Source organism: Nostoc favosum CHAB5714 (genome assembly GCF_020829495.1).
Lineage (GTDB): Bacteria > Cyanobacteriota > Cyanobacteriia > Cyanobacteriales > Nostocaceae > Nostoc > Nostoc favosum.
This window is the reverse complement of sequence record NZ_JAIVFQ010000080.1, coordinates 1-23,535: the sequence shown is the minus strand read 5'-3', so window position 1 is coordinate 23,535 and position 23,535 is coordinate 1. Positions and strand designations below refer to the sequence as shown.

At 44.0% G+C, this 23,535-nt stretch carries 17 protein-coding genes, 2 rRNA genes and 4 pseudogenes; 11 read left to right on the top strand and 12 right to left on the bottom strand.

Translation table 11 applies throughout. The features are described from left to right. Positions 1-559: 559 nt before the first annotated feature. The 3 genes from rpoB (at position 560) to LC586_RS30870 (ending at position 9,996) form a co-directional block, all read left to right on the top strand. Entirely contained in the window at positions 560-3,859 is a 3,300-nt protein-coding gene (rpoB, locus tag LC586_RS30880) for a DNA-directed RNA polymerase subunit beta (RefSeq protein ID WP_229489170.1), read from the top strand. 83 nt (positions 3,860-3,942) lie between these two features. Further along, positions 3,943-5,820 carry a DNA-directed RNA polymerase subunit gamma gene (locus LC586_RS30875; RefSeq protein WP_229489168.1) on the top strand — a complete coding sequence of 626 codons (1,878 nt, stop codon included), beginning with the start codon at positions 3,943-3,945 and terminating at the stop codon, positions 5,818-5,820. 102 nt (positions 5,821-5,922) lie between these two features. Continuing rightward, positions 5,923-9,996, top strand: a complete 4,074-nt coding sequence (locus LC586_RS30870; protein ID WP_229489166.1) for a DNA-directed RNA polymerase subunit beta'' — start codon at positions 5,923-5,925, stop codon at positions 9,994-9,996. Between the two features lie 398 nt (positions 9,997-10,394). Here LC586_RS30870 and LC586_RS30865 read toward each other — a convergent pair. Beyond that, positions 10,395-10,885, bottom strand: a pseudogene (locus LC586_RS30865) (Uma2 family endonuclease); the annotation flags it as partial. 158 nt (positions 10,886-11,043) lie between these two features. Between LC586_RS30865 and LC586_RS30860 the strand changes: the two are divergent. Further along, positions 11,044-12,375 (top strand): hypothetical protein, encoded by a 1,332-nt coding sequence (locus LC586_RS30860; RefSeq protein WP_229489164.1) that lies wholly within the window; start codon positions 11,044-11,046, stop codon positions 12,373-12,375. A 915-nt stretch (positions 12,376-13,290) separates the two neighbouring features. Here the strand turns inward: LC586_RS30860 and LC586_RS30855 are convergent. Next, complete coding sequence (locus LC586_RS30855) at positions 13,291-13,665, bottom strand: hypothetical protein (RefSeq protein WP_229489162.1); 375 nt, start codon at positions 13,663-13,665, stop codon at positions 13,291-13,293. Between the two features lie 30 nt (positions 13,666-13,695). After that, complete coding sequence (locus LC586_RS30850; RefSeq protein ID WP_229489182.1) at positions 13,696-14,172, bottom strand: hypothetical protein; 477 nt, start codon at positions 14,170-14,172, stop codon at positions 13,696-13,698. A 149-nt stretch (positions 14,173-14,321) separates the two neighbouring features. Here LC586_RS30850 and LC586_RS30845 point away from each other — a divergent pair, with 149 nt between their 5' ends. Beyond that, the gene (locus tag LC586_RS30845; RefSeq protein WP_229489160.1) at positions 14,322-14,855 is read left to right on the top strand and encodes an RICIN domain-containing protein; all 534 of its coding nucleotides are present in this window, start codon (positions 14,322-14,324) and stop codon (positions 14,853-14,855) included. Between the two features lie 113 nt (positions 14,856-14,968). On the opposite strand, the gene LC586_RS30840 is transcribed toward LC586_RS30845, so the two are convergent. The 4 genes and pseudogenes from LC586_RS30840 to LC586_RS30820 all read right to left on the bottom strand — a co-directional run. After that, positions 14,969-15,406: a response regulator gene (locus tag LC586_RS30840; RefSeq protein WP_229489158.1), complete on the bottom strand. Its 438-nt coding sequence runs from the start codon at positions 15,404-15,406 to the stop codon at positions 14,969-14,971. Between the two features lie 284 nt (positions 15,407-15,690). Continuing rightward, positions 15,691-17,079: a DUF3370 domain-containing protein gene (locus LC586_RS30835; RefSeq protein WP_229489156.1), complete on the bottom strand. Its 1,389-nt coding sequence runs from the start codon at positions 17,077-17,079 to the stop codon at positions 15,691-15,693. Positions 17,080-17,359: 280 nt separating this feature from the next. Further along, the gene (locus LC586_RS42835) at positions 17,360-17,515 is read right to left on the bottom strand and encodes a hypothetical protein (RefSeq protein WP_438822949.1); all 156 of its coding nucleotides are present in this window, start codon (positions 17,513-17,515) and stop codon (positions 17,360-17,362) included. 202 nt (positions 17,516-17,717) lie between these two features. Beyond that, positions 17,718-17,951: pseudogene (locus LC586_RS30820) on the bottom strand (peptidase C15); the annotation flags it as partial. Positions 17,952-18,009: 58 nt separating this feature from the next. Here LC586_RS30820 and hisH point away from each other — a divergent pair. Next, complete coding sequence (gene hisH / locus LC586_RS30815) at positions 18,010-18,645, top strand: imidazole glycerol phosphate synthase subunit HisH (RefSeq protein WP_229489154.1); 636 nt, start codon at positions 18,010-18,012, stop codon at positions 18,643-18,645. 129 nt (positions 18,646-18,774) lie between these two features. After that, a complete protein-coding gene (rsmD, locus tag LC586_RS30810; RefSeq protein WP_229489153.1) occupies positions 18,775-19,320 on the top strand; it encodes a 16S rRNA (guanine(966)-N(2))-methyltransferase RsmD in 546 nt (181 codons plus the stop codon). Between the two features lie 128 nt (positions 19,321-19,448). Here the strand turns inward: rsmD and petG are convergent, their stop codons facing one another. Next, the gene (petG, locus tag LC586_RS30805) at positions 19,449-19,562 is read right to left on the bottom strand and encodes a cytochrome b6-f complex subunit V (protein ID WP_063721252.1); all 114 of its coding nucleotides are present in this window, start codon (positions 19,560-19,562) and stop codon (positions 19,449-19,451) included. Between the two features lie 210 nt (positions 19,563-19,772). Here petG and LC586_RS30800 point away from each other — a divergent pair, with 210 nt between their 5' ends. From LC586_RS30800 to LC586_RS42830, 4 genes and pseudogenes are all read left to right on the top strand, one after another. Further along, positions 19,773-20,147 carry a c-type cytochrome gene (locus tag LC586_RS30800; protein ID WP_229489151.1) on the top strand — a complete coding sequence of 125 codons (375 nt, stop codon included), beginning with the start codon at positions 19,773-19,775 and terminating at the stop codon, positions 20,145-20,147. A 630-nt stretch (positions 20,148-20,777) separates the two neighbouring features. Beyond that, a complete protein-coding gene (locus LC586_RS30795; protein ID WP_229489150.1) occupies positions 20,778-21,566 on the top strand; it encodes a peptidylprolyl isomerase in 789 nt (262 codons plus the stop codon). A gap of 94 nt (positions 21,567-21,660) precedes the next feature. Further along, positions 21,661-21,738: pseudogene (locus LC586_RS30790) on the top strand (transposase); the annotation flags it as partial. Between the two features lie 112 nt (positions 21,739-21,850). Next, a pseudogene (locus tag LC586_RS42830) lies at positions 21,851-21,940 on the top strand (IS982 family transposase); the annotation flags it as partial. A gap of 148 nt (positions 21,941-22,088) precedes the next feature. Here LC586_RS42830 and LC586_RS30780 read toward each other — a convergent pair. From LC586_RS30780 to LC586_RS30770, 4 genes are all read right to left on the bottom strand, one after another. Beyond that, positions 22,089-22,661 (bottom strand): IS982 family transposase, encoded by a 573-nt coding sequence (locus LC586_RS30780; RefSeq protein ID WP_438822948.1) that lies wholly within the window; start codon positions 22,659-22,661, stop codon positions 22,089-22,091. Next, positions 22,621-22,944, bottom strand: coding sequence for a hypothetical protein (locus LC586_RS42825; RefSeq protein WP_438822947.1), 324 nt, complete (start codon positions 22,942-22,944; stop codon positions 22,621-22,623). The genes LC586_RS30780 and LC586_RS42825 overlap by 41 nt, the downstream gene beginning before the upstream one ends. A 152-nt stretch (positions 22,945-23,096) precedes the next feature. Continuing rightward, positions 23,097-23,214, bottom strand: a 5S ribosomal RNA gene (gene rrf, locus LC586_RS30775). A gap of 220 nt (positions 23,215-23,434) precedes the next feature. Continuing rightward, positions 23,435-23,535 (bottom strand): 23S ribosomal RNA (locus LC586_RS30770); the annotation flags it as partial.

The following is a 23,535-nucleotide window of genomic DNA, read 5'->3' as shown; positions in this document are numbered from 1 at the left end:
CAAGCGGATGCTCTCGACACATGACTAACTGTGCCAACCCAAGTTGAGCTAGATTGCACAACATCGGCTTGGTGTGTATCGAACCTATTCAAAATCGTTAAATGAAATTGCCTTGTGAGTACAATCCAGCAAAATGAAGTGATTCTGATTCAAAGCCGACAAGGTGCGGATCATTCCCTCAGTCTTAGGATATCTAGGATATCACTGAGAGTATAAATAGGCGGGTGGATTTAAGACACACCGTCTAGAGCTGCGTCAGCAAATTAACGCGCTTTTTGGAGGGGAAATGAAGAAAGTAGATAAAACTCAGGAATATCTCAACTGTATATTCTTCTTAAATCAAGACTATAGTGGGTTTTTGGCGTCTGAGTCCCCGATGGGCGATTACCCCCTTGTCCAAATTGCTCATTCCAGCTTTAATGGCTGCGTTTGCCCACACCTGTAAATAGCAAGTGTGTAAGAAGGAGTTCCCAAACAGCTAAGGACACTAGCTAGCAGTGGGAAGCGTAAAACAGCAGTGTCCAAGGGAAAATTTTACCAGGTTGACAAAGGAAGAGGCATGACTAAAGAAACATACATGGAACCCGCCTTTCTGTTGCCCGACTTGATTGAAATCCAGCGTTCGAGCTTTCGCTGGTTTTTGGAAGAAGGGCTGATAGAAGAACTTAACTCCTTTAGTCCTATTACAGATTATACGGGCAAATTAGAACTGCACTTTTTGGGTCATAACTACAAACTCAAGGAGCCAAAGTACAGCGTCGAAGAAGCGAAACGGCGGGATAGTACTTATGCCGTCCAAATGTATGTTCCCACACGGTTGATTAATAAGGAAACCGGGGAAATCAAAGAGCAAGAGGTATTCATTGGGGATTTGCCTTTGATGACCGATCGCGGCACGTTTATTATTAACGGAGCCGAGCGGGTAATTGTCAATCAAATCGTGCGATCGCCAGGGGTTTATTACAAATCAGAAATCGACAAAAACGGGCGACGTACTTATTCTGCCAGTCTCATTCCCAACCGGGGAGCATGGCTGAAATTTGAAACAGACCGTAACGATTTGGTCTGGGTACGCATTGACAAAACCCGCAAACTCTCAGCGCAGGTACTCTTAAAAGCTTTAGGGTTATCAGATAACGAAATCTTTGATGCCTTACGCCACCCCGAATATTTCCAAAAAACCATCGAAAAAGAAGGGCAATTTTCTGAAGAAGAAGCCCTGATGGAGTTATATCGGAAACTGCGTCCTGGTGAACCACCCACAGTGTTAGGTGGACAACAACTCCTAGACTCCCGATTCTTTGACCCGAAACGTTATGACCTTGGTCGCGTTGGACGGTACAAACTCAACAAGAAATTGCGCCTTTCTGTCCCAGACACAATGCGCGTGTTGACTGCTGGCGATATCTTGGCAGCCGTAGATTACCTGATCAACCTGGAATACGATATTGGTAATATCGACGACATTGACCACTTGGGTAATAGGCGGGTGAGAAGCGTCGGTGAATTGCTGCAAAACCAAGTGCGGGTGGGCTTAAACCGCCTAGAGAGAATTATTCGAGAACGGATGACCGTATCCGATGCGGAAGTGCTAACTCCCGCTTCCTTGGTGAACCCCAAACCATTGGTAGCAGCAATTAAAGAATTCTTTGGTTCTAGCCAATTAAGTCAGTTCATGGATCAAACCAATCCCTTAGCAGAACTGACTCACAAACGCCGTCTAAGTGCCCTTGGCCCTGGTGGTTTAACCCGCGAACGCGCTGGTTTTGCCGTGCGGGATATTCACCCTAGTCACTATGGACGCATTTGCCCCATTGAGACACCAGAAGGCCCCAACGCCGGATTGATTGGCTCCTTAGCAACCCATGCGCGGGTTAACCTGTACGGCTTCTTAGAAACACCATTTAGACCTGTAGAAAATGGGCGAGTCAGATTTGATCTGCCTCCAGCCTACATGACAGCCGATGAAGAAGACGATCTGCGGGTTGCTCCGGGAGATATTCCTGTAGATGAAACTGGGCACATAATTGGACCACTAGTGCCAGTCCGGTATCGCCAAGAATTTTCCACCACAACACCAGAACAGGTGGACTACGTAGCAGTATCTCCCGTACAGATTGTGTCGGTAGCAACCAGCATGATTCCCTTCTTGGAGCATGATGACGCTAACCGAGCGCTAATGGGATCGAACATGCAACGGCAAGCAGTACCCCTGCTCAAGCCAGAACGTCCTCTGGTGGGTACTGGTTTGGAAGCCCAAGGAGCAAGAGACTCCGGGATGGTGATTGTATCGCGTACTGATGGCGATGTCACTTATGTGGATGCTACAGAAATTCGCGTCCGTCCTAAACCTAATACCCCAGAAATTAAGTACACCCTTTCCAAGTACCAACGTTCCAACCAAGACACCTGTTTAAATCAGAAACCTCTCGTCCGCATTGGGGAACGGGTTGTTGCTGGTCAGGTATTGGCTGATGGCTCCTCCACCGAAGGCGGTGAATTGGCGCTAGGACAAAATATCGTCGTTGCCTATATGCCTTGGGAAGGCTACAACTACGAAGACGCAATTTTAATTTCTGAAAGACTGGTGCAGGATGATGTCTACACCTCAATTCACATTGAAAAATATGAAATTGAAGCTAGACAGACCAAACTAGGGCCAGAAGAAATTACCAGAGAAATTCCCAACGTCGGGGAAGATGCCTTGCGTCAGTTGGATGAACAGGGAATCATTCGCATTGGGGCATGGGTAGAAGCTGGTGATATCTTGGTAGGAAAAGTCACACCCAAGGGTGAATCTGACCAACCGCCAGAAGAAAAACTATTACGTGCCATCTTTGGTGAGAAAGCACGGGATGTGCGAGACAATTCTCTGCGAGTACCAAACGGTGAAAAAGGCCGCGTAGTTGATGTGCGCTTGTTTACTCGTGAACAAGGCGATGAACTGCCACCAGGAGCCAATATGGTAGTCCGGGTGTATGTTGCTCAAAAACGCAAAATCCAAGTTGGTGACAAAATGGCAGGACGCCACGGTAATAAAGGAATTATTTCTCGGATATTACCGGCGGAAGATATGCCTTATTTGCCCGATGGAACACCTGTGGACATTGTACTTAACCCCTTGGGTGTACCCAGTCGGATGAACGTCGGACAAGTATTTGAATGCCTCTTGGGTTGGGCTGGTCAGACCTTGGGAGTACGATTTAAGATTACTCCCTTTGATGAAATGTACGGGGAAGAGTCATCTCGCCGAATCGTGCATGGCAAATTGCAAGAAGCACGAGACGAAACAGGGAAAGATTGGGTATATAACCCAGATAACCCAGGCAAAATCATGGTGTATGACGGTCGTACAGGCGAACCCTTTGACCGAGCAATTACCATCGGTGTGGCTTATATGCTGAAATTGGTGCATTTGGTGGATGATAAGATCCACGCCCGTTCCACAGGCCCATACTCACTGGTGACTCAGCAACCCTTGGGTGGTAAAGCACAACAAGGTGGTCAACGGTTTGGGGAAATGGAAGTGTGGGCATTGGAAGCCTTTGGTGCAGCTTACACCTTACAGGAATTGCTCACAGTTAAATCTGACGATATGCAAGGACGGAATGAAGCGTTAAATGCGATCGTTAAAGGTAAGGCAATTCCCCGACCTGGAACTCCAGAGTCCTTTAAGGTGCTAATGCGCGAGTTGCAATCATTGGGGTTAGACATTGCCGTACACAAGGTAGAAACCCAAACAGACGGCAGTTCCCTAGATGTGGAAGTCGATTTGATGGCAGACCAATCAGCCCGCCGCACACCTCCTCGACCAACATACGAATCTCTTTCCCGCGAATCGTTGGAAGACGACGAATAATCAATAGTCATTAGTCATTAGTCCTTTGTCATTAGCAAAGGACTAAGGACTAATGACCAATGACCAATGACTAATGACTAAATATGAGACCTGCCCAAACTAATCAGTTTGACTACGTAAAAATCGGCTTGGCTTCCCCTGAACGCATTCGCCAATGGGGCGAGAGAACATTGCCCAATGGTCAAGTAGTCGGTGAAGTTACCAAGCCAGAAACGATTAATTACCGAACTCTCAAGCCAGAGATGGATGGCTTATTTTGTGAGCGCATCTTTGGCCCGGCGAAAGATTGGGAATGCCATTGTGGTAAGTATAAAAGAGTTCGTCACAGAGGTATTGTCTGTGAACGCTGTGGGGTAGAAGTCACCGAGTCACGGGTGCGTCGCCACCGCATGGGCTATATTAAACTCGCCGCACCAGTAGCTCACGTCTGGTATCTCAAGGGTATTCCTAGCTACATTTCCATCCTGTTGGATATGCCCTTGCGGGATGTCGAGCAGATTGTCTATTTCAACTCTTATGTTGTCCTGAGTCCAGGTAATGCCGAAACTTTAGCTTACAAACAACTACTGAGTGAAGACCAGTGGTTGGAAATAGAAGACCAAATTTATAGCGAAGATTCTGTGCTGCAAGGCGTAGAGGTAGGTATTGGGGCTGAAGCGCTGTTGCGTTTGCTTGCCGATATCAATTTGGAACAAGAGGCGGAAAGCCTACGCGAAGAAATTGGTAACGCTAAGGGACAAAAGCGGGCCAAGCTAATTAAGCGCCTGCGGGTAATTGACAACTTCATCGCTACTGGTTCCAAACCAGAGTGGATGGTAATGGCAGTTATTCCCGTGATTCCCCCCGACTTGCGCCCAATGGTGCAACTAGATGGCGGACGGTTTGCCACCAGCGATTTGAATGATTTGTATCGGCGGGTAATTAACCGCAACAATCGTTTGGCACGCTTGCAAGAAATTTTGGCACCAGAGATTATTGTGCGGAACGAAAAGCGGATGCTGCAAGAAGCAGTGGATGCTTTGATTGACAATGGTCGTCGCGGACGCACTGTGGTAGGGGCAAATAACCGACCCTTAAAATCTTTGTCCGACATTATTGAGGGTAAGCAAGGACGTTTTAGACAAAACTTGTTAGGTAAACGGGTTGACTACTCTGGACGTTCTGTAATTGTGGTCGGGCCAAAGCTGAAAATTCACCAGTGCGGTTTGCCTAGAGAAATGGCGATTGAGCTATTTCAACCATTTGTGATTAACCGCCTAATTCGTAGCGGCATGGTAAATAACATCAAAGCTGCGAAAAAGCTGATATCCCGCAATGATCCCAGTGTTTGGGATGTACTGGAAGAGGTGATTGAAGGACACCCTGTAATGCTAAACCGGGCACCAACATTGCACCGCTTAGGTATTCAGTCTTTTGAACCGATTTTGGTAGAAGGTAGAGCGATTCAACTGCATCCTCTGGTGTGTCCAGCATTTAACGCCGACTTTGACGGCGACCAAATGGCGGTACACGTCCCGTTGTCGTTAGAAAGTCAGGCTGAAGCGCGGTTGTTGATGTTGGCTTCTAACAATATTTTGTCACCAGCCACGGGTAAACCGATCATTACGCCTAGCCAAGATATGGTGTTGGGAGCCTATTATTTAACAGCAGAAAATCCCGGTGCCACAAAAGGGGCAGGAAATTACTTTTCTTCGCTAGAGGATGTAATTATGGCTTTCCAGCAGGATCAAATTGACTTGCACGCCTATATCTATGTGCGGTTTGACGGTGAAATAGAATCAGACCAGCCGGATACAGAACCCGTGAAAGTGACGGAAAACGAGGATGGTACCCGCACATTACTCTATAAGTTCCGTCGAGTAAGACTTGACGCTAAAGGCAATGTACTTTCGCAGTATATATACACAACTCCTGGCCGCGTTATTTATAACAATGCCATTCAGGAAGCACTTGCTAGTTAATTCGTAATTTCTAATTCGTAATTCGTAATTGAAGAATTAATTACGAATTACGAATTACGAATTACGAATTATTAATTATTGATGACTTAGGACTAATGACTAATGACTAACGAAAAAATGATTTTTCGCAATCGGGTGGTTGATAAGGGTCAACTGAGAAATTTAATTTCTTGGGCCTTTACACATTATGGTACGGCGCGAACCGCAGTGATGGCGGACAAACTGAAAGATTTGGGATTTCGCTACGCTACCAAAGCAGGGGTTTCCATCAGTGTAGATGACTTGATGATACCACCAACTAAGCGATTGCTCTTAGAGGCAGCCGAGGAAGAAATTCGCGCTACTGAAACCCGTTATCAACGGGGAGAAATCACTGAGGTAGAACGCTTCCAAAAGGTAATCGATACTTGGAATGGTACTAGTGAAGCCTTGAAAGATGAAGTAGTCGTTCACTTCAAGAAGACTAATCCCCTGAACTCCGTATACATGATGGCATTCTCCGGGGCACGGGGTAACATATCTCAAGTTCGGCAGTTGGTGGGGATGCGGGGATTGATGGCAGATCCTCAAGGGGAAATTATCGATTTACCCATCAAAACTAACTTCCGTGAAGGACTCACTGTAACGGAATACATTATTTCGTCTTACGGTGCCAGAAAAGGATTGGTGGATACTGCCTTGCGGACGGCTGACTCTGGTTATCTCACCCGTCGTTTGGTAGACGTATCCCAGGATGTGATTATTCGGGAATTTGACTGCGGCACCACCAGAGGAATTCCCATTCGACCAATGACAGAAGGTGCCAAAACCTTAATCCCTCTAGGAACCCGCTTGATGGGACGGGTAATTGCCGAAGATGTGCTGCATCCGGTGACAAAAGAAGTAATTGCACCACGCAATACCCCAGTTTCTGAGGACTTGGCGAAGAAAATCGAAAAATCTGGGGTGGCAGAAGTTGTGCTGCGGAGTCCCCTAACTTGTGAAGCCGCACGTTCTGTTTGTCAACATTGCTACGGCTGGAGTTTAGCCCATGCCAAGATGGTGGACTTGGGCGAAGCTGTGGGGATTATTGCCGCCCAAAGTATCGGCGAACCTGGTACCCAGCTAACCATGCGGACATTCCACACAGGTGGTGTGTTTACCGGAGAAGTGGCACAACAAGTTCGTTCCAAAATCGATGGAACTGTCAAGCTTCCCCGCAAACTGAAGACCAGGACATATCGTACCCGCCACGGGGAAGATGCCCTCTATGTTGAAGCTAATGGCGTCATGCTTTTGGAGCCAACAAAAGTAGGTGATGTTACCCCAGAGAACCAAGAGGTTCATCTTACCCAAGGTTCAACACTATATGTATTTGATGGAAATAAGGTAAAACAAGGTCAGTTGTTGGCAGAGGTTGCCCTTGGTGGACGCACAACTCGGACTAATACAGAAAAAGCAGTTAAAGATGTAGCCTCTGACTTAGCAGGGGAAGTGCAATTTGCCGAAGTTGTTCCAGAACAAAAAACTGACCGTCAAGGTAATACCACAACCACAGCCGCACGCGGTGGCTTGATTTGGATTTTGTCTGGGGAAGTTTATAACTTGCCGCCTGGTGCAGAATTGGTGGTGAAAAATGGTGATGCGATCGCTTCTAATGGAGTTTTAGCAGAAACCAAGTTAACCAGTTTGCACGGCGGTGTGGTGCGCTTGCCGGAAGCTACCCCAGGTAAGAGTACCAGGGAAATTGAAATTATCACTGCTTCTGTGGTACTAGACCAAGCAACGGTGACAGTCCAAAGTTCTCAAGGGCGTAATAATTACTTAGTCTCCACTGGTAACAACCAAGTATTTAACCTCCGAGCTACACCAGGCACAAAAGTGCAAAATGGTCAAGTAGTAGCTGAGTTAATTGATGACCGCTATCGGACAACCACTGGTGGTTTCCTAAAATTCGCGGGTGTAGAAGTCCAGAAAAAAGGCAAAGCCAAGCTGGGTTATGAAGTCGTGCAGGGCGGTACCCTTTTGTGGATTCCCGAAGAAAGCCACGAAGTTAATAAAGATATCTCCTTGCTGTTAGTAGAAGACGGTCAGTTTGTAGAAGCTGGGACTGAGGTAGTAAAAGATATCTTCTGCCAAAACAGTGGTGTGATAGAAGTTACCCAGAAAAACGACATCCTGCGGGAAGTTGTGGTTAAACCTGGGGAACTGCTGATGGTGGACGATCCAGAATCAGTCATCGGGCGAGATAACACCTTCATCCAACCAGGTGAGGAATTCCAAGGCAATGTCGCCACGGAATTGCGTTATATCCAGTATGTGGAGACACCAGAAGGGCCCGCCCTATTGAGTCGTCCAGTAGTTGAGTTTGCCGTACCGGATAATCCAGATGTGCCATCAACTACATCAGTAAGTCAACAAACCGGGCGATCAATCCAGTTGCGGGCTGTGCAGCGACTACCTTACAAAGATTCAGAACGCGTCAAATCTGTTGAAGGCGTGGAACTTCTGCGAACCCAGCTAGTGCTGGAAATTGAGCAAGAAGGGGAACAAGACCATAATGCTTCACCCCTTGCAGCAGATATTGAATTAGTAGAGGATACTGAAGACCCAGAAGTTCAACGTTTACAACTGGTAATTTTGGAATCCTTAGTAATTCGTCGAGACATTACCGCCGATGCCACCCAAGGTAGCACCCAAACCACACTTGAGGTACAAGATGGGCTTACCATCGCCCCTGGATCTGTGGTCGCACGTACCCAAATTTTGTGTAAAGAAGGGGGGGAAGTGCGAGGCGTCCGCAAAGGAACCGAAAACGTGCGTCGCTGCTTAGTGTTGCGTGACGCTGACAGGCTTACCATTAATACTAGTACTCAGCCAAAGGTAAAAGTGGGTGACTTGCTAGTAGAAGGTACAGAAGTTGCTCCTGGAGTTTTTGCCCCAGAATCAGGACAAGTAGTGGACGTTAAAAAGTTAGGAGTTAAGAGTGAGGAGTTAGGAGTTAATTCCGAAACTCCTAACTCCTCACTTCAAACTCAGAACTACGTTGTTACTACCCGTATCGGTCGCCCTTATCGAGTCAGCCCTGGTGCTGTGTTGCAGATAGAAGACGGCGATTTGGTACAACGGGGTGATAACTTGGTGTTGTTGGTGTTTGAACGTGCCAAAACCGGAGATATTATTCAAGGTTTGCCCCGGATTGAGGAACTACTTGAAGCTCGTAAACCGAAAGAAGCGTGCATTTTATGTCGTCGGGGGGGTGAAGTTAAGGTAGTTTACGCTGAAAGTGGTGATGAAGCGATCGCTATCAAGGTCGTAGAATCAAATGGCGTGGTAACAGATTATCCTCTAGGTCCAGGACAAAATTTGATTGTGCCAGATGGATCGATTGTGTTAGCGGGACAACCATTAACCGATGGCCCATCCAATCCCCACGAAATTTTGGAAATCTTCTTTAGCCTGGGTTCTGAAGACGGAATCTATGCTTGTGCTAGCCATGCTTTGCAGAAGGTACAGTCATTCTTGGTGAATGAAGTGCAAATGGTGTATCAGTCTCAAGGGATTGATATTTCCGATAAGCACATTGAAGTCATTGTTCGCCAGATGACTAACAAAGTCAGGATTGATGATGGTGGTGACACCACTATGCTTCCTGGTGAATTGGTAGAACTGCGCCAAGTTGAGCAGGTGAACGAAGCTATGGCAATTACAGGCGGTGCTAGGGCACAGTATACCCCAGTATTGTTGGGGATCACCAAAGCATCGTTGAACACCGACAGCTTTATTTCCGCCGCATCCTTCCAAGAGACAACACGGGTACTTACCGAAGCAGCGATCGAAGGCAAATCCGACTGGCTGCGCGGCTTAAAGGAAAACGTGATTATCGGGCGATTGATTCCGGCTGGTACTGGCTACAATACCTATGATGAACCCGGTGCGATCGATGATTATGCTGCTGAGATTACCAGTAGTGTCTTGGATGAAGTTGATGATCCCCTAGATATGGTCTTAGATGACCGCACAGCTCGCACCTATAATTTAGATTCTCCTACTCTTGGGGAATCTGGTTTTGGTAGCAGACGTGCAGAAAGGTCAGTTCTAGATGACGAAGATGAATTAATCGCCGATGAAGTAGCAGACGACGACGATTACGAGGAAGACGAGGAAGACGACGAAGATGATTTCGACGATGAATAGAAACTTGAAATTTACCGTCTCTATTAAAAGGTAAAAACTAAAAAGGCAAAAGAAAATCTTCTTTTGCCTTTTTATTTTGCTCTCTAAAAACACATTTTTAAATCCTCAATATTCCGGTTTCTACCTTTCAATCTAATAGTCAGTCAATTACGGGGATTCAAAAGTAAGTCCTCATATAAATCTGCAACAGCACACCGAAAATCTATCTATACTTGCCAAATGAATAGACCTCTTGCAAAAGTCGAACATCCGCCCGAAAATAAATTTTCGGGCTAATAGCTCAAGTCGGTTTAAACCGACTAATAACAATAATTTTAGTCCGTTTAAACGGACTTTTGCTATTAGCCTGGGACTTGAGTCCCTGGCGGATCAAGGATTTTCGCAAGAGGTTTAATGATATCTTCTTGCCCATAGGGATAAAGTACCCATTGTTTCTCTGGGTTACGGCGAAAACATTCAACATTTAACCGAGTTTGACTCACAAGTACATATTCCTGAAGTGACTCCATCTGTCGGTAGTAAGCAAATTTATCACCTCGGTCAAAGGCTTCTGTTGTCGGAGATAGCACTTCTACAATTAAGCAGGGGTAACGCAGAAAGTTGTTAAAAGCTCTATCTCGTTGGTCACAACTTACATCACATCGGGGTAGTAATAGATATTAATCGACTCAATATGTGCTTTGGTGTCTGAGATATAAGTCTGACATCCACTCCCGCGCAAATGATTTCTCAGCATTGAAGCAATATTAAGAGAAATAATGACATGAGCATTACTTGCCCCTGCCATTGCATAAATCTGTCCCTGTCTATATTCATGCTTGATAGGACTGGTTTCTTCTCCTTTGAGATAGTCTTCTGGGGAAATATAGCTAGAATTATGTAGTTGCAACCATCTGTAATGACCTTGTGTGATGCCTTGTATCTAGTTTAAAAGAAGCTTTACGGCTAAATCCGCTAAGTACACGTCACCATAAATCTAGCAATAGCTAGATGCTGCAATTCTCTCAAACGCTATAATCTACATCTGTTGCACCGAGAGATTAACTTGTGGATGTCATATTAGAACGATCGCACCAATTAAAACAAGCCTTAGTTGATTTTGTCCTTGATGCTGAAGGCGAACTGGCACAAGCATTGGAAACTTATGCAGCCGCACAGTTGCGCCGTGGAAGTGGGGATAGTACACAGCAGGACTTAATTATCGATAGTTTTCTGACAGCCGGGAAAGTCGGTGATAAGTCTCCATTAGAGTTGTTTATCGAAAGCAATCCAGATTTAGAAGAAAGCGATCGCAACCTGATCAACAGCTGGCATCATAGTTTTATTGGCTTATTTGCCATTACCAACATCTTACCTGATAGCTTTGAATTGACGAACTGGTTAACAGATAAACACTACATCGTCAAGCCAAACAATGCTCAAACATTACAGGCAATATCTCGCTTGAAAGTAGGAGAAATTTTACTAACTCGCATTTCTCCTGTTACCGATAGCTACTGGATGTTTTCTGGCCCCTATACAATAATGGGTAAATTAGGTAAACCAAAACTTGCTGTAGCAATTGGTAATTTCAAAGAAAACTATAAAAGTAATCTTTACAGTGATGCTCCAGACTTGCTAGAAGAAGCTTGGCAGTCAGTAGGACAATATCATCAGCAGTTTGTGGACTTTTTTGGCACTGATGAAATCACACTACCTGGATACCAGCTTAATAAAAAAATAGCTGAATTCCAAGAATTAATTACTGAAAAACGCTTTGCAGAAGCAGGAATTGATACTTCTAAATCCTTGGCTGAAGTAGCAGAAGCTGCTGGCATTGGAGACGATGAAATAAAAGCAGCAGCAGAAGAATTTGGTGCTGATTCCAACGTAGTCTCTCAAATGTTTAACAGCAAAAGCAGTAATAGCAAAATGGTTATGCCAAAGGTTGATTTACCTCCTGAACTCAAGAAAGCAGAACAGGTAACAGCTCTTTCTCATCCCCGTTGGGGACAAATGTTTTTACCAACATATAGTAAGATACAAGCAATTTTATCGGCAGATGACTGGCAAAGTGTTCAAGGGGCGGAAAAACTTGTTCGTTACTACCTCGAAGATAAAAGTATTAATGCTTTTATTTGGCATCGATTAGCGCAACAGTATCCAAGTAAATTAGAAAATGTGTTGCAAACAGTTCTGCAACGTCCAGAGTTTCGTCTTGAAAGCGACTTGGACGCACTTTTGCAAGAATTCAATAAACCTATTGAGCCAGAGTTACCAGAAATTGCTAGTGTCCCTATACATCTACACAACTTGTTTCAAGAAGCTTTAGGAGAAGTTAACAAATCCAAGCCCAAGGTTAAAGGGCAAAAAAAGCCAGCAAAGGGTTTTCAACTTTAAGTGCATTCTCTGTCTTTTTCATGCAATCAAGTTCATTTTTAGAACACCAACCCTTGATACAGAATCAAAAAGGCAGAGATAACACCCAAATACTGTAACGTTACCTTGGTCGTGAACACTGGGAGTGCTTGTTCAAAGGTAGAAAATTAAAATAAGAATGTCCTAAAATTTGGCTAGATATTTTCCGAATGAAAATTATTGGTGTGCAGTGAAGGTACAGGGCTATTTCATTCTCATCGGGAGCATCCCAAATTTTGAAATTTACTATTATGATGCGTTCAAACAGGAATAAGAGAATGAAGAAACGAACCGCAAAGAACGCATTCGCGCAGCGTCTCGTAGAGAAGGACGCAAAGTAAAAGAGTTGTAAAGGGTTTTTGCTTGAGTCAGGCTGATAGTGAATTATTTATAAGTGATTAAAGTTATATGCTGCACCAGCCCATGATACCGCCAAAAAATAAATTTCACAGGCTTTTAGCACAAGTCCACTAAGTGTGGACTATAAACCTTACCCAGTCTTCAATAGATAGACTTTAGCTATCAGCCTCAGAATGAATTCTGAGGCGGTTGTTGGGACTGGTGCAAGTTCTGAGTATACAGAATTACAGCTATTTTCAGGTAAATAGACTACGCGGTAGGGGCACAGCATTGCTCATTGGTGTCAACAAAAGCCTAGAAATGGCTTAACTGTTGGCTTCCTCACCCGCCCTGAACTGAAGTTCAAGGCTACAAGCTTTAGTCTACTTCAGTAGACTAAAGATTTTGGGTATATTTAGTCATCAAGAGATGACTTTTGCTATTAGCAAGGAACTGAAGTTCCTTGCGGGACATGATTTTTACGTTAAGTTGACACGTATGAGCATTGCTGTGCCCCTACGACAGATGTGGTTCAAATACATAAAAACTGCTGTAATGTTAATTTTTGCTTACGAGTATCAAAGACTCGCCGACGAATATCAAAGACTCTCCCGCGAGTATTAAAGACTCTCCCGCGAGTATTAAAGACTCTCCCGCGAGTATTAAAGACTCTCCCGCGAGTATTAAAGACTCTCCCGCGAGTATTAAAGACTCTCCCGCGAGTATTAAAGACTCTCCCGCGAGTATCAAAGACTCTCCCGCGAGTATTAAAGACTCTCCCGCGAGTATTAAAGACTCTCCCGCGAGTATTAAAGACTCGCCGACGAGTATTAAAGACTCTCCCGCAAGTATTAAAGACTCATTTACCAGTTGAGAAAACAAAAAGGGGAAAAGAAAAGGATGTGCATCTCCCTTTAACTTTTCCCCTTTCACTCTTCCCCTATCTCTGGCAATGTTTACAGCCTATGAAACAGAAGTAGTTTTAGCAGGTTTACTTTTAATAGCTTTAAAACGATCGCCTAACTGTTCAGCAAGAGTTTTTAACCCTGGAGTTTTCTTAGCAGCTGTCTTGACGTAATCATAAACTGTCAAGCTGCTACCCATTGCTTCGCTACCGACTGCCATTAGGGTATCATCTACCTGTTCTGTCAGTTGTTGCAGTCCAATCAACAGTTCGGTAAGCGTTGCGGCTAATTGATAATCCCGCACAAATTCGTCTACATCAAAACTGGCTGGTAAAATGTCTCGGTTAGACTGAGCAGCAGTCAGGCTAGTGTTGACAAAGGCTAGGCTTTTATCGCCCATCTTAAATAACTTGCGTCGTTCTTCCACACTCAGGGTAACGAGAAAAGGCATCTTTGCTTGGATAGTCGCAAAGGCTGCTTTAATTTCTTGGATATCTGCTGGGGAAAGGGAGCCTGTAATATTTTGGTAAGCCATTGGATATTTATCGTAATGAATCTGTTTGTTATGATTCCCACTGGTAAATGCGATCGCACAAATTTGGGATTGGGAAGTAGGGAGTAACAAAATAGCCCTAAGCGAAGGTATATGATTAATACATTTATTAGTGAGAGGTATTGCTTACCATGCCGAATAATCTCAGTACAATTCTGAAGAAGATTGTATTATTATCTATGATAGTTTCTGCCTCTGTTACTTTGCCCCCACTAAAAGAGGCAACTGCTCAGTCAACTGATTATCGTTTACGAACACAGTTTACAGGGTCAAATAAGTGCCTAGATATCATCAACGATGGAATAAACAACAAACCCGTTATGGCTGAGTGTGGTAACTTCTCAGGACAGCTTTGGAGCATACAACCTGCTGGTTCTCCTGGGTATTACCGTTTACGAACACAGTTTACAGGGTCAAATAAGTGTTTAGATATCATCAACGATGGAATAAACAACAAACCCGTTATGGCTGAGTGTGGTAACTTCTCAGGACAGCTTTGGAGCATACAACCTGCTGGTTCTCCTGGGTATTATCGTTTACGAACACAGTTTACAGGGTCAAATAAGTGTTTAGATATTATCAACGATGGAATAAACAACAAACCCGTTATGGCTGAGTGTGGTAACTTCTCAGGACAATTGTGGAATTTATCGATAGGTCTTTGAGAGTCTGCTAGTTTAAACTGAGTAGTTTGTAAGAGTGTACAGCAAGCTGTGTACTTTCAGCACCTATTAGTACAATCAGTGTCAAAAACGACATTAAAACAGAGTATTTATATTTAAAGATCGGTAGATAGCAAGTGAACAATCTCACCTACGATTTCTTCTGGACTCTCAAGCTTGACTAAAAATCGATTAAAGCCAGCATTCAAAGCCTTATGACTTGAGACTTCTCGTGTATAAGAAGTGATAGCGATCGCAGGCAACTGTCTTATAGATGAGCAAGAATGCACTCGAATTTGCTTAATTAACCAATTTCCATCATGATCGGGCAACTTCACATTGCACAGCAGAATATCGGGATGAAGCGATTCGACCAAGGCAAGGGCTTCTTCTGCATCGCTTAAAGCCATCACCTCTGCACCTGCTGCTTCCAAAACGAAGGTGAGCAAATCTGCAATATCTGGCTCATCCTCTACCAGTAAAATCAGGGTTCCACCAAGCGGCTGGAGCGAATTTAACTCAGTTTCTTGATTGATTTTTTGATCTGTTGCCATGCCGTCCCTTTATTGCCTGCTATAGTCTGCTATGTCTATTGCAACGCATAGAGCGGAATAAGTATTCACCCTAAATACACAAACTTGGGGTGAAAAGCCTTATCAATATGAAGAAGTTAATTCACCGATCAACATTAACCGCCCTGTTACGTAAGCGATCGCCCCGAACAATTTATCTGCCCGAAAGTCCGGGGATGACGTGCCAATTGCTCTTGACTAATGTCAATGTGAAGGTATGTTTGATCTGGGCTAGAGCTTCAGTGTCTTTAGACCTGAGTTGCTTACTACCGAGGTTCAGCTTGAGTTGAAACTGTTAAAACTTGTGGAGGTGTAGCATCCGGCGGATAGAGAAAGTCAACTTCTACTAAGGAGCGATCGCCTGCTTTCATATTTAATAAAACTAACGGTTCCCCTGGTTGACCTCTCTTTTGCACTAAATGCACAAACTGAGTTTGTGGCTGATTTTGCTCATCTTTGTAACGTACCCGAACTGTCCCTCTGAACAATACTTGACGGGCTGGTGTACTAAGAAAGCGTAACCCCGGTTTTCCTAATTGATCCTCCTTGAGTGGTGTTTGTATCGACACACTAACAGTTTGAGGACTTTGAGTATTGTTGTATAGCGGCAACTTGAGATTATATTGAATCCCATAGTTCCCATGAGCGCGATATGCGGTGTCAGGATAGCGCACCAGCATAGTAGCACTTTGAATTTGACCAGTTCCTAATGTACCGCCATGCAGGCTACTCAGAGCGTAGGAAAACATTTGACCAGGCTGAGGAATAGTCAGATACCTCGCTTTAGGATTATCTACTAATAAAGCTCTCCATCGTGAACCACCAGCCACTCCAGCAACACGCCCGTAAATTCTTGGTTTGCCAGTTTCCTCTAAGGGAGTGGGCGCTTTATCCCGTGGCCCAGCCAAATCACCATTATCTAATAAATTCTGCCACTCTTCTAAAGTAGGCGTTCGCTCACTGCCATCGGGATTCACCCGTGCAAACATGGCTAGGCTAGCTGCATAGACAGTGCCATTACTTTGCAGTCGGATCAATGTAGACCGACCATTGAGAGGTGGTGTCAATCCCTGCACAGGAATTGGTAAATTTAGTAACATCCGACTTTGCCCTGGTGGAATCTCAATTTGGGCAGGAAAAATCTCTTGTCGCCGTCCCCTTAGTACATCAGACATAACGCGATCGCCTGGCCCGGCAAAAATTGTACCCAAAAGATTTTGGCTAAAGGATGGTAGCTCAATAAATGGTGCATCTGGTTGGCTCAAATAACTCGCCGCCTGCCAAATATTCACCTTCACTGCTTCAGAACTAGGATTGTGCAAAATTATCCCTAGATACAGCGATGTCTCCGACGGGCTACGCCTACGCAAATTCTCTGCTGGTTCAGCTTTAGCAATATGGTGGGCAAAAATATCAAATCGTCCTCGAAAGGGAAAATTCAGATGCGCCGTTGGCACTTTTTTGCCATCTGGGGGAAAGGTAGAGAGTAAAATTCCTTCTTTCAAAACCAATTCTGGACTATTGCTGTTAAACGTTGGCACTGTATCCAATTGGCCTGGTAAAGGACGCACTTCTTGTGGTTGTACAACTTCTTCAGGCGGTGGCATGGGAGGAGTTAATTGGGCAATCGGGAAAATTAGTAACAATGGCAACATATACTTAGATATTCATTTCACCATACAGACATTAACAACTTGATGAAAGTGCCAGTTTGTTAATAATTAATACGGAATCTGCAAGAATCCCCATCAAATTTTCTGGATTGAGAACCGGAACGTGGGCAAAGATACAACGCACCGTGAGTTGGTTTTGGCTTAACGTGAATTCGACGGCTTATATAGTGTCCGCTTAATTAGCTCAATCAAAAAGACCACTAAGAGATTTTACTACGCAAAATCGTCCCTCTCCGACGGGCGAGAGGGACAGCCTTGAACTTTAGTTCAAGGCAGGGAGAGGTTTGTCGAACTCATGTTGGCTTAAGTACTCTCTGCGAGACACCACGCGAACACAGACAAATTTACCGCAGTCGTGGCTAATCTCAATCGCTGCTGTTCCCGCCACTAATTTTTCTAAATCAACTGCTCTCTGCAAAACAATTTCTCCACAGCTAAGTAGAGCGGCGTAAATAATTAAAGGTTTGTAGTGTTCGCGCAGCGTCTCGTAGAGAGGAGTTTAGTCCTCAAATGAGGGCTGAAACTCTGACTACAAAATAATCTCAAGATTTTTTACATTACTTAATCTAATTTGATTTCTTCTCGCCTACTTACTTAGCAACTGCTTCCACACTTAATTATGTACGCCTTGCAGCCATGCCACAACAGACGATGTAATCAGGTTGAATTGCATTGATTTTTTTCATTACCTGAGTACTGGCAAGTTGCACATCTACGGGTAGCTGGCGTAAAAAACTTAAGTCATCTGATATCAGATCAAGTTTGGTAACTTCAAGTAAGAAATCATCAGAACAATTCGACTGTTGATCTTTTAGCCAAATGTCAAAAGAAGTTAATAGAATTCTTTTCTTCATAACAAATATTATTTAGAATAGAAAAACCCTCCATAATAAATTTACAAGGAGCAGGTGAATGCCAGTAATTGCGGTCGTAGATTACGAGATGGGAAATTTGCACTCAGTCTGCAAAGGCTTGGAAAAAGCTGGAGCAACTCCTAATGTTACTTATTCTCCAAAGGAATTACAGCAGGCAGATGCAATAGTTCTGCCAGGAGTGGGAGCATTTGATCCAGCAGTCCAACACCTGCGATCGCGTGGTTTGGAACAACCTATTAAAGAAGCGATCGCATCTGGTAAACCTTTCTTAGGAATTTGTTTAGGATTGCAAATTCTCTTTGAATCAAGTGCAGAAGGTACCCAACCAGGACTAGGAATTATCAAAGGAAAAGTGCGGCGGTTTCGCTCAGAACCTGACATCACTATTCCTCACATGGGTTGGAATCAACTGGAAGTGACTCAACCAAAAAGTATTTTGTGGGAACATTTACCGTCCGATCCTTGGGTGTATTTTGTCCATTCCTACTATGTTGACCCAATAGACCCGCTAATCCGTGCAGCAACCGTCACCCACGGTACTCAAACCGTCACAGCTGCGATCGCCCACGAAAACCTAATGGCAGTCCAATTTCACCCCGAAAAATCCTCTAATATCGGATTGCAAATTTTATCTAATTTTGTTGCTCAAGTCCGCGAAAAAATTCCTGCCTAATACTATTTTTGTTATTTGTTGTTTGTCTTTTGTCTAAAACTAATGACCAATACTTCGGCTTCTCTACGAGACGCTACGCGAACGCTCAGTACAAGTGACCAATGACTAATGACCAATGACTAATAACCAATGAGCCTGAGAATTTACGGCAATCGCCAGCTAAAAACTTTACCAGGGAAAGAAACTAGACCCACCAGTGCGAGGGTAAGGGAGGCAGTGTTTAATATTTGGCAGGGAGAAATTGCAGGTTGTCGCTGGCTAGATTTGTGCGCCGGTACTGGTTCAATGGGCGCAGAGGCTTTGTGTAGAGGAGCCAGCCTAGTAGTGGGAATTGAACAATCGAGCCGAGCCTGTGCCACCATCCAACAAAATTGGCAGCAGGTAGCTAATGCCGAGCAAGAACTTCGGGTATTGCGGGGAGATATTGTCCAACAGTTAAAGACTTTATCAGGCAAGCAATTTGATAGAATTTACTTTGATCCACCTTATGCGAGTGGATTGTACCAGCCAGTTTTAGAAGCGATCGCTCACTATCAACTTTTAGATCCTAGCGGTGAAATCGCACTTGAACACGCCTCACAAGGTTGGACACCGCCAGAGATTCCCGATTGGGAAATTTGCCGCGAGAAAGTTTACAGTAACACATCAATTACTTTCTACAGAATTGTCCAATAAGAAAAGAGGGGGCAGACAAAGAAGCAGAGGAGAAAATTTTACTTTGTTCCCCTCATCCCCCTCATTTTCCCACTCAAAACTCAGCACTGCCTAAACCATAGCTATCCGCTAACAAAACTCAGCACTGCTTACCCCCCCAACTGATTGGGGCGCTTATATTGCTTATAGGCAGCGTAAAACAGTCCGGCGAGGGTAACGAAAACTAGACCAAGGACAATACCTGATAATAGGGGTTCAACCACTGTAAATCTCCTCTTTGTAATTATTAAATATTTGTTGCCTGTTTTTGATTTTACCAAATTTCGTATGAATGCTGCGCCATACAACCTTTTTGGAGGGCAACTGCCCACAAGAAAATAGTCTTCTGTGCTTGCAGACACAATCAAGAACTTTTAAGCTATGTGTAGGAAATGAAAACTTTTTAGCACACCTAGACTTTCACAGCAAACCTTTTGGATAACCAGATTACCAAACCTGAAATTTTGATTCAGCGGATCGTTTTATTGACGCTGGCTATACTGCTAGCAGTCCCTTTGGGCTTTTTTGGTGTTCAGTTGGTTCAAGCCTCCGATCCATACGTTAAGAGTGTTCTATCCTTAACAGGAGACCCAGTTCAAGGACACGCGATCTTTCAAATTAACTGTGCTGGTTGTCATGGCTTGGAAGCAGACGGGCGAGTAGGGCCGAGTTTGCAAGCTGTCTCAAAGCACAAGTCTCGATATGGACTGATTCGCCAAGTGATCAGTGGCGAAACCCCACCAATGCCAAAATTCCAACCTAGTGCTCAAGAAATGGCGGATCTTTTAAATTACTTAGAGTCGTTATAAACGTTAGAATTTTTGGTTGCGGGATACATAGTAGGATTGGGATAGAGGTATAGTGAGCGTAGGCGCAGCCCGTCGTAGACATCGCTCTACCAAAAAGATAATGGGAAAAGTCAGATTCAAATGAGACTCGCTATAGAGTGAGTATTTCTGGTTAACTAAAACACCTTTGTTAGGAGAAGGTTATCTCAAAGCACCCTAGCTCAGTCTGATAACTTCGTCTTCTAACTTGCAGTGGCGAGAAGTGTCATTAGTTATTTGACCGGGAGCATCCCAAATCTGTAAAAACATAATTTGTCATTGCGTTCGCCCTTGGCGTTCCCGCAGGGTACGTAACGCAGTGAAGCAAAGCAATCGCAATTAACTGGTAACTATTTTGGTAAAATTGCAAAATTGGGATGCTCCCATTTGATCTTTGTCCTTTTTTTTCACATCTGGTCGTATTTACGTAGAATCTTTGATAAAAACTCATAGAAACTGTATATTTTAAAGTATGTTAAAGCCACTATTTAATTATTACGAAAGTGAAGTTAGCGTACCTAACTCGGTAAGATTAAGACAAAAGCTCCCAGTGAGTGGGCTACGGTTTAGCTTCTTTGACAGACCAGATATTCTTAAGATGCACGAAAGCTAATGACTGAAGCGATCCAAATCGGTAATCGTACAATCACAGCTAGTGAACTGATTTCCTTACTGGCAAGTTACCAAATGCTGCCACATTTGCAGCGCGAATTAATCATTGATGAGGCGATAGAACAAAACTCACGCTCCGCCAACGTAGCAATATGTACACCTGAGGAAGTAGCCCAAGCTAAACAGCAGTTTTACGCTGAAAAACAGTTCAAAAATGAAGAAGACATCCAGACTTGGATGGCAAATCAAGGGCTGACTCCCGAACAACTAGAAGTTATTATCACTCGTAAGCTTAAAATTGAAAAATTCAAGCAAGCTACTTGGGGTAATAAACTGGAATCCTACTTTTTTCAGTCCAAGACAAAACTAGACAAAGTAATTTATTCTCTACTGCGAACCCAGGATGTGGGAATTGCCCAAGAACTTTACTTCCGGATTCAGGCAAAAGAAAACTCTTTTGCTGACTTGGCGCGTGAATATTCACTGGGGCCAGAAGCCCAAACTGGAGGCTTAGTAGGCCCGATTGAACTGAATGCACTACATCCGGTAATGGTGCAAATGCTATCTAGCAGTCAACCAGGTCAGATATTGCCCCCTACCCGCATCGCCGACTGGTTCGTGATTTTGCGACTGGAAAAATTTATCCCCGCACAACTGGATGAATTTATGAAAGTGCGACTGCTGAATGAACTCTTTGAAACCTGGCTACAAGAACAGCAAAAGCAAATCATGTCTGCACCACGACCAGAGGCGGGGACGGGACAACAGGGAGAGGGTGTCAACCTTTAACCTAAATATGGGAACTGACTGCCATACTTGGCTTCAAAACCGAAGGTAGCGATCGCTCTGTTAGTTTTCCAGGCTGAAAGACCGATCATTTTTGATGTTCGGTAAACTGTTTGGAGACCGAGGATATATTTCGCAAAAATTATTTGAGGAGTTATACGAGCGAGGTTTAGAGTATGGCTTGGTGACTTAACCACAACTCTAAATAATCCAAGTTGCTAGTTATTGATTGAAGCGATCACTTGGTGCAATAAAATCTCCTCAAGGTGTAAAAAACGGAGGGGAATATGCTAAATGAAATAATTATCGTCTATGCTATCATCGATGACCTGTTAAAGGCGATTAGGCATAGTGAAGACTGTCGCCGCGAGATGAGTTACAACGGTAATAACTGCGGCAATGTTCTTTACGTGAGTTCGACGAAGCTAAAAAGCCACCGCAGGCAAAGCAGGTAAATTTTTAGGGTTAATATCCAAAGAAGGTTTCTTCTCTTGGTAGGTGTAAGCGACCAGCCCAGCTAAAAGGTTAACCTATAAAGTTAAGTACACTCCGATGCCTTGAGTGTTCAACTTGGCAAATGTTCTTAAGTTGATCATTGACAGACTCAATTATAGCCCGCTTGCGGAGTAAAATTTTATCCATCAAGGCAACCAACTTATTTCTCATATTCTTTTTGAGCTTTGTGATTAGCTGTAAACCTCCTTCGTAAAGCTCCTCAAAAAGTTTGTGTGAAATATAACCTCTATCACCGAACAGTTTACCTACAATATCTTGTGTCATATCTGGAACTGGGGTTCGATCATCGACATTAGCTGCGGTCAGTTTAAAAGCGAGCAATTCTCCTTGGTCGTTGATGATCAGGTGTAATTTGAAACCAAAATACCAATCAACGGAATTTTTGCCCCAATGAGCATATTCCTTAAATACCTTGTGTGAGGTTGCACGACACTTGTGGCAAACAGTAATCGGAGTTGAATCTATGAAACTGATACCTGTAAAATCTCCCCGACGACTATGGAGATAGCAACAAAGCGCCATTAAACTCCAGGGCATCACCTCAACAAATCGGTTGTAGCTGACTCTTCTTTGGAAAGGCATTGTTCCAATAAGGTAAGACATGCAGGGTATAAAACTCTTTAAATGTCCCATACCCAGACCCGTGAAACGCAATCGTAATCGTCATAATTTCGCTCAGACACATCCGACAACGACTCAGCTTTTCTCCACCCATCTGTGGCAGATGTGCTTGCTTCCAAATAGACTCAAACACTTTGCAGAAGTCGTCAAGGTCACAAAATATTTTTGTGATATCCAAACGAGACTGTAGATGCACCATAACCATAATCTGTACGCGATCGCCTACTTCCTGAATTAAACCCAAAACCTCCTACCAGAGTCAATTCACCCCGTCGAACTCACGTTGATTTAAGAGAATTGGTATAAGTCATAGCAATTTTTCCAATATCTAAATTCATGATAAAGAAAACCCCCAAGCTGTGATATGAGCTTAGGGGTTTTCTTTTGAAAAATGAATCCTGGCATCGAGCTATTTTTGCGTAGGGCTACCCCTAAACTATCGTGGCCGCAGCAGCGTTTCACCTCTGAGTTCGGGAAGGGTTCAGTGTGGTTCCACCGCGCAATAGACACCAGGAAAAGTTTTAATTGCGTTCTTCGTAATTCGTAATTCGTAATTAAAGAATTAGAAACTAAGAATTTAACAGCAACCCTGAAGACTGCACAGTAACGCCAAACCAAATGTTTTCATAACTTGTATTTCATAATTACGAATTACCTTCCGGGTTCGGCAGTTCCTCTTTGGGGGAACCACCAAGACCGGACTGCCTCACGAATTACGAACTACGAATTATGTTGAGGTCAAGCCCTCGGTCTGTTAGCACGGCTCGGCTACATACATTGCTGCACTTCCACCTACCGCCTAGAAACGGGTGTTCTGCCCGTGACCTTACCCACT

Coding starts and splice junctions, on each gene's coding strand:
- LC586_RS30840 (WP_229489158.1), bottom strand. CDS start 15,406: ATGGCAACAGATCAAAAAATCAATCAAGAAACTGAGTTAAATTCGCTC.
- hisH (WP_229489154.1), top strand. CDS start 18,010: ATGCCAGTAATTGCGGTCGTAGATTACGAGATGGGAAATTTGCACTCA.
- LC586_RS30835 (WP_229489156.1), bottom strand. CDS start 17,079: ATGTTGCCATTGTTACTAATTTTCCCGATTGCCCAATTAACTCCTCCC.
- LC586_RS30870 (WP_229489166.1), top strand. CDS start 5,923: ATGACTAACGAAAAAATGATTTTTCGCAATCGGGTGGTTGATAAGGGT.
- LC586_RS30845 (WP_229489160.1), top strand. CDS start 14,322: ATGCCGAATAATCTCAGTACAATTCTGAAGAAGATTGTATTATTATCT.
- LC586_RS30850 (WP_229489182.1), bottom strand. CDS start 14,172: ATGGCTTACCAAAATATTACAGGCTCCCTTTCCCCAGCAGATATCCAA.
- LC586_RS30795 (WP_229489150.1), top strand. CDS start 20,778: ATGACTGAAGCGATCCAAATCGGTAATCGTACAATCACAGCTAGTGAA.
- LC586_RS30875 (WP_229489168.1), top strand. CDS start 3,943: ATGAGACCTGCCCAAACTAATCAGTTTGACTACGTAAAAATCGGCTTG.
- LC586_RS30780 (WP_438822948.1), bottom strand. CDS start 22,661: ATGCCTTTCCAAAGAAGAGTCAGCTACAACCGATTTGTTGAGGTGATG.
- rpoB (WP_229489170.1), top strand. CDS start 560: ATGACTAAAGAAACATACATGGAACCCGCCTTTCTGTTGCCCGACTTG.
- rsmD (WP_229489153.1), top strand. CDS start 18,775: ATGAGCCTGAGAATTTACGGCAATCGCCAGCTAAAAACTTTACCAGGG.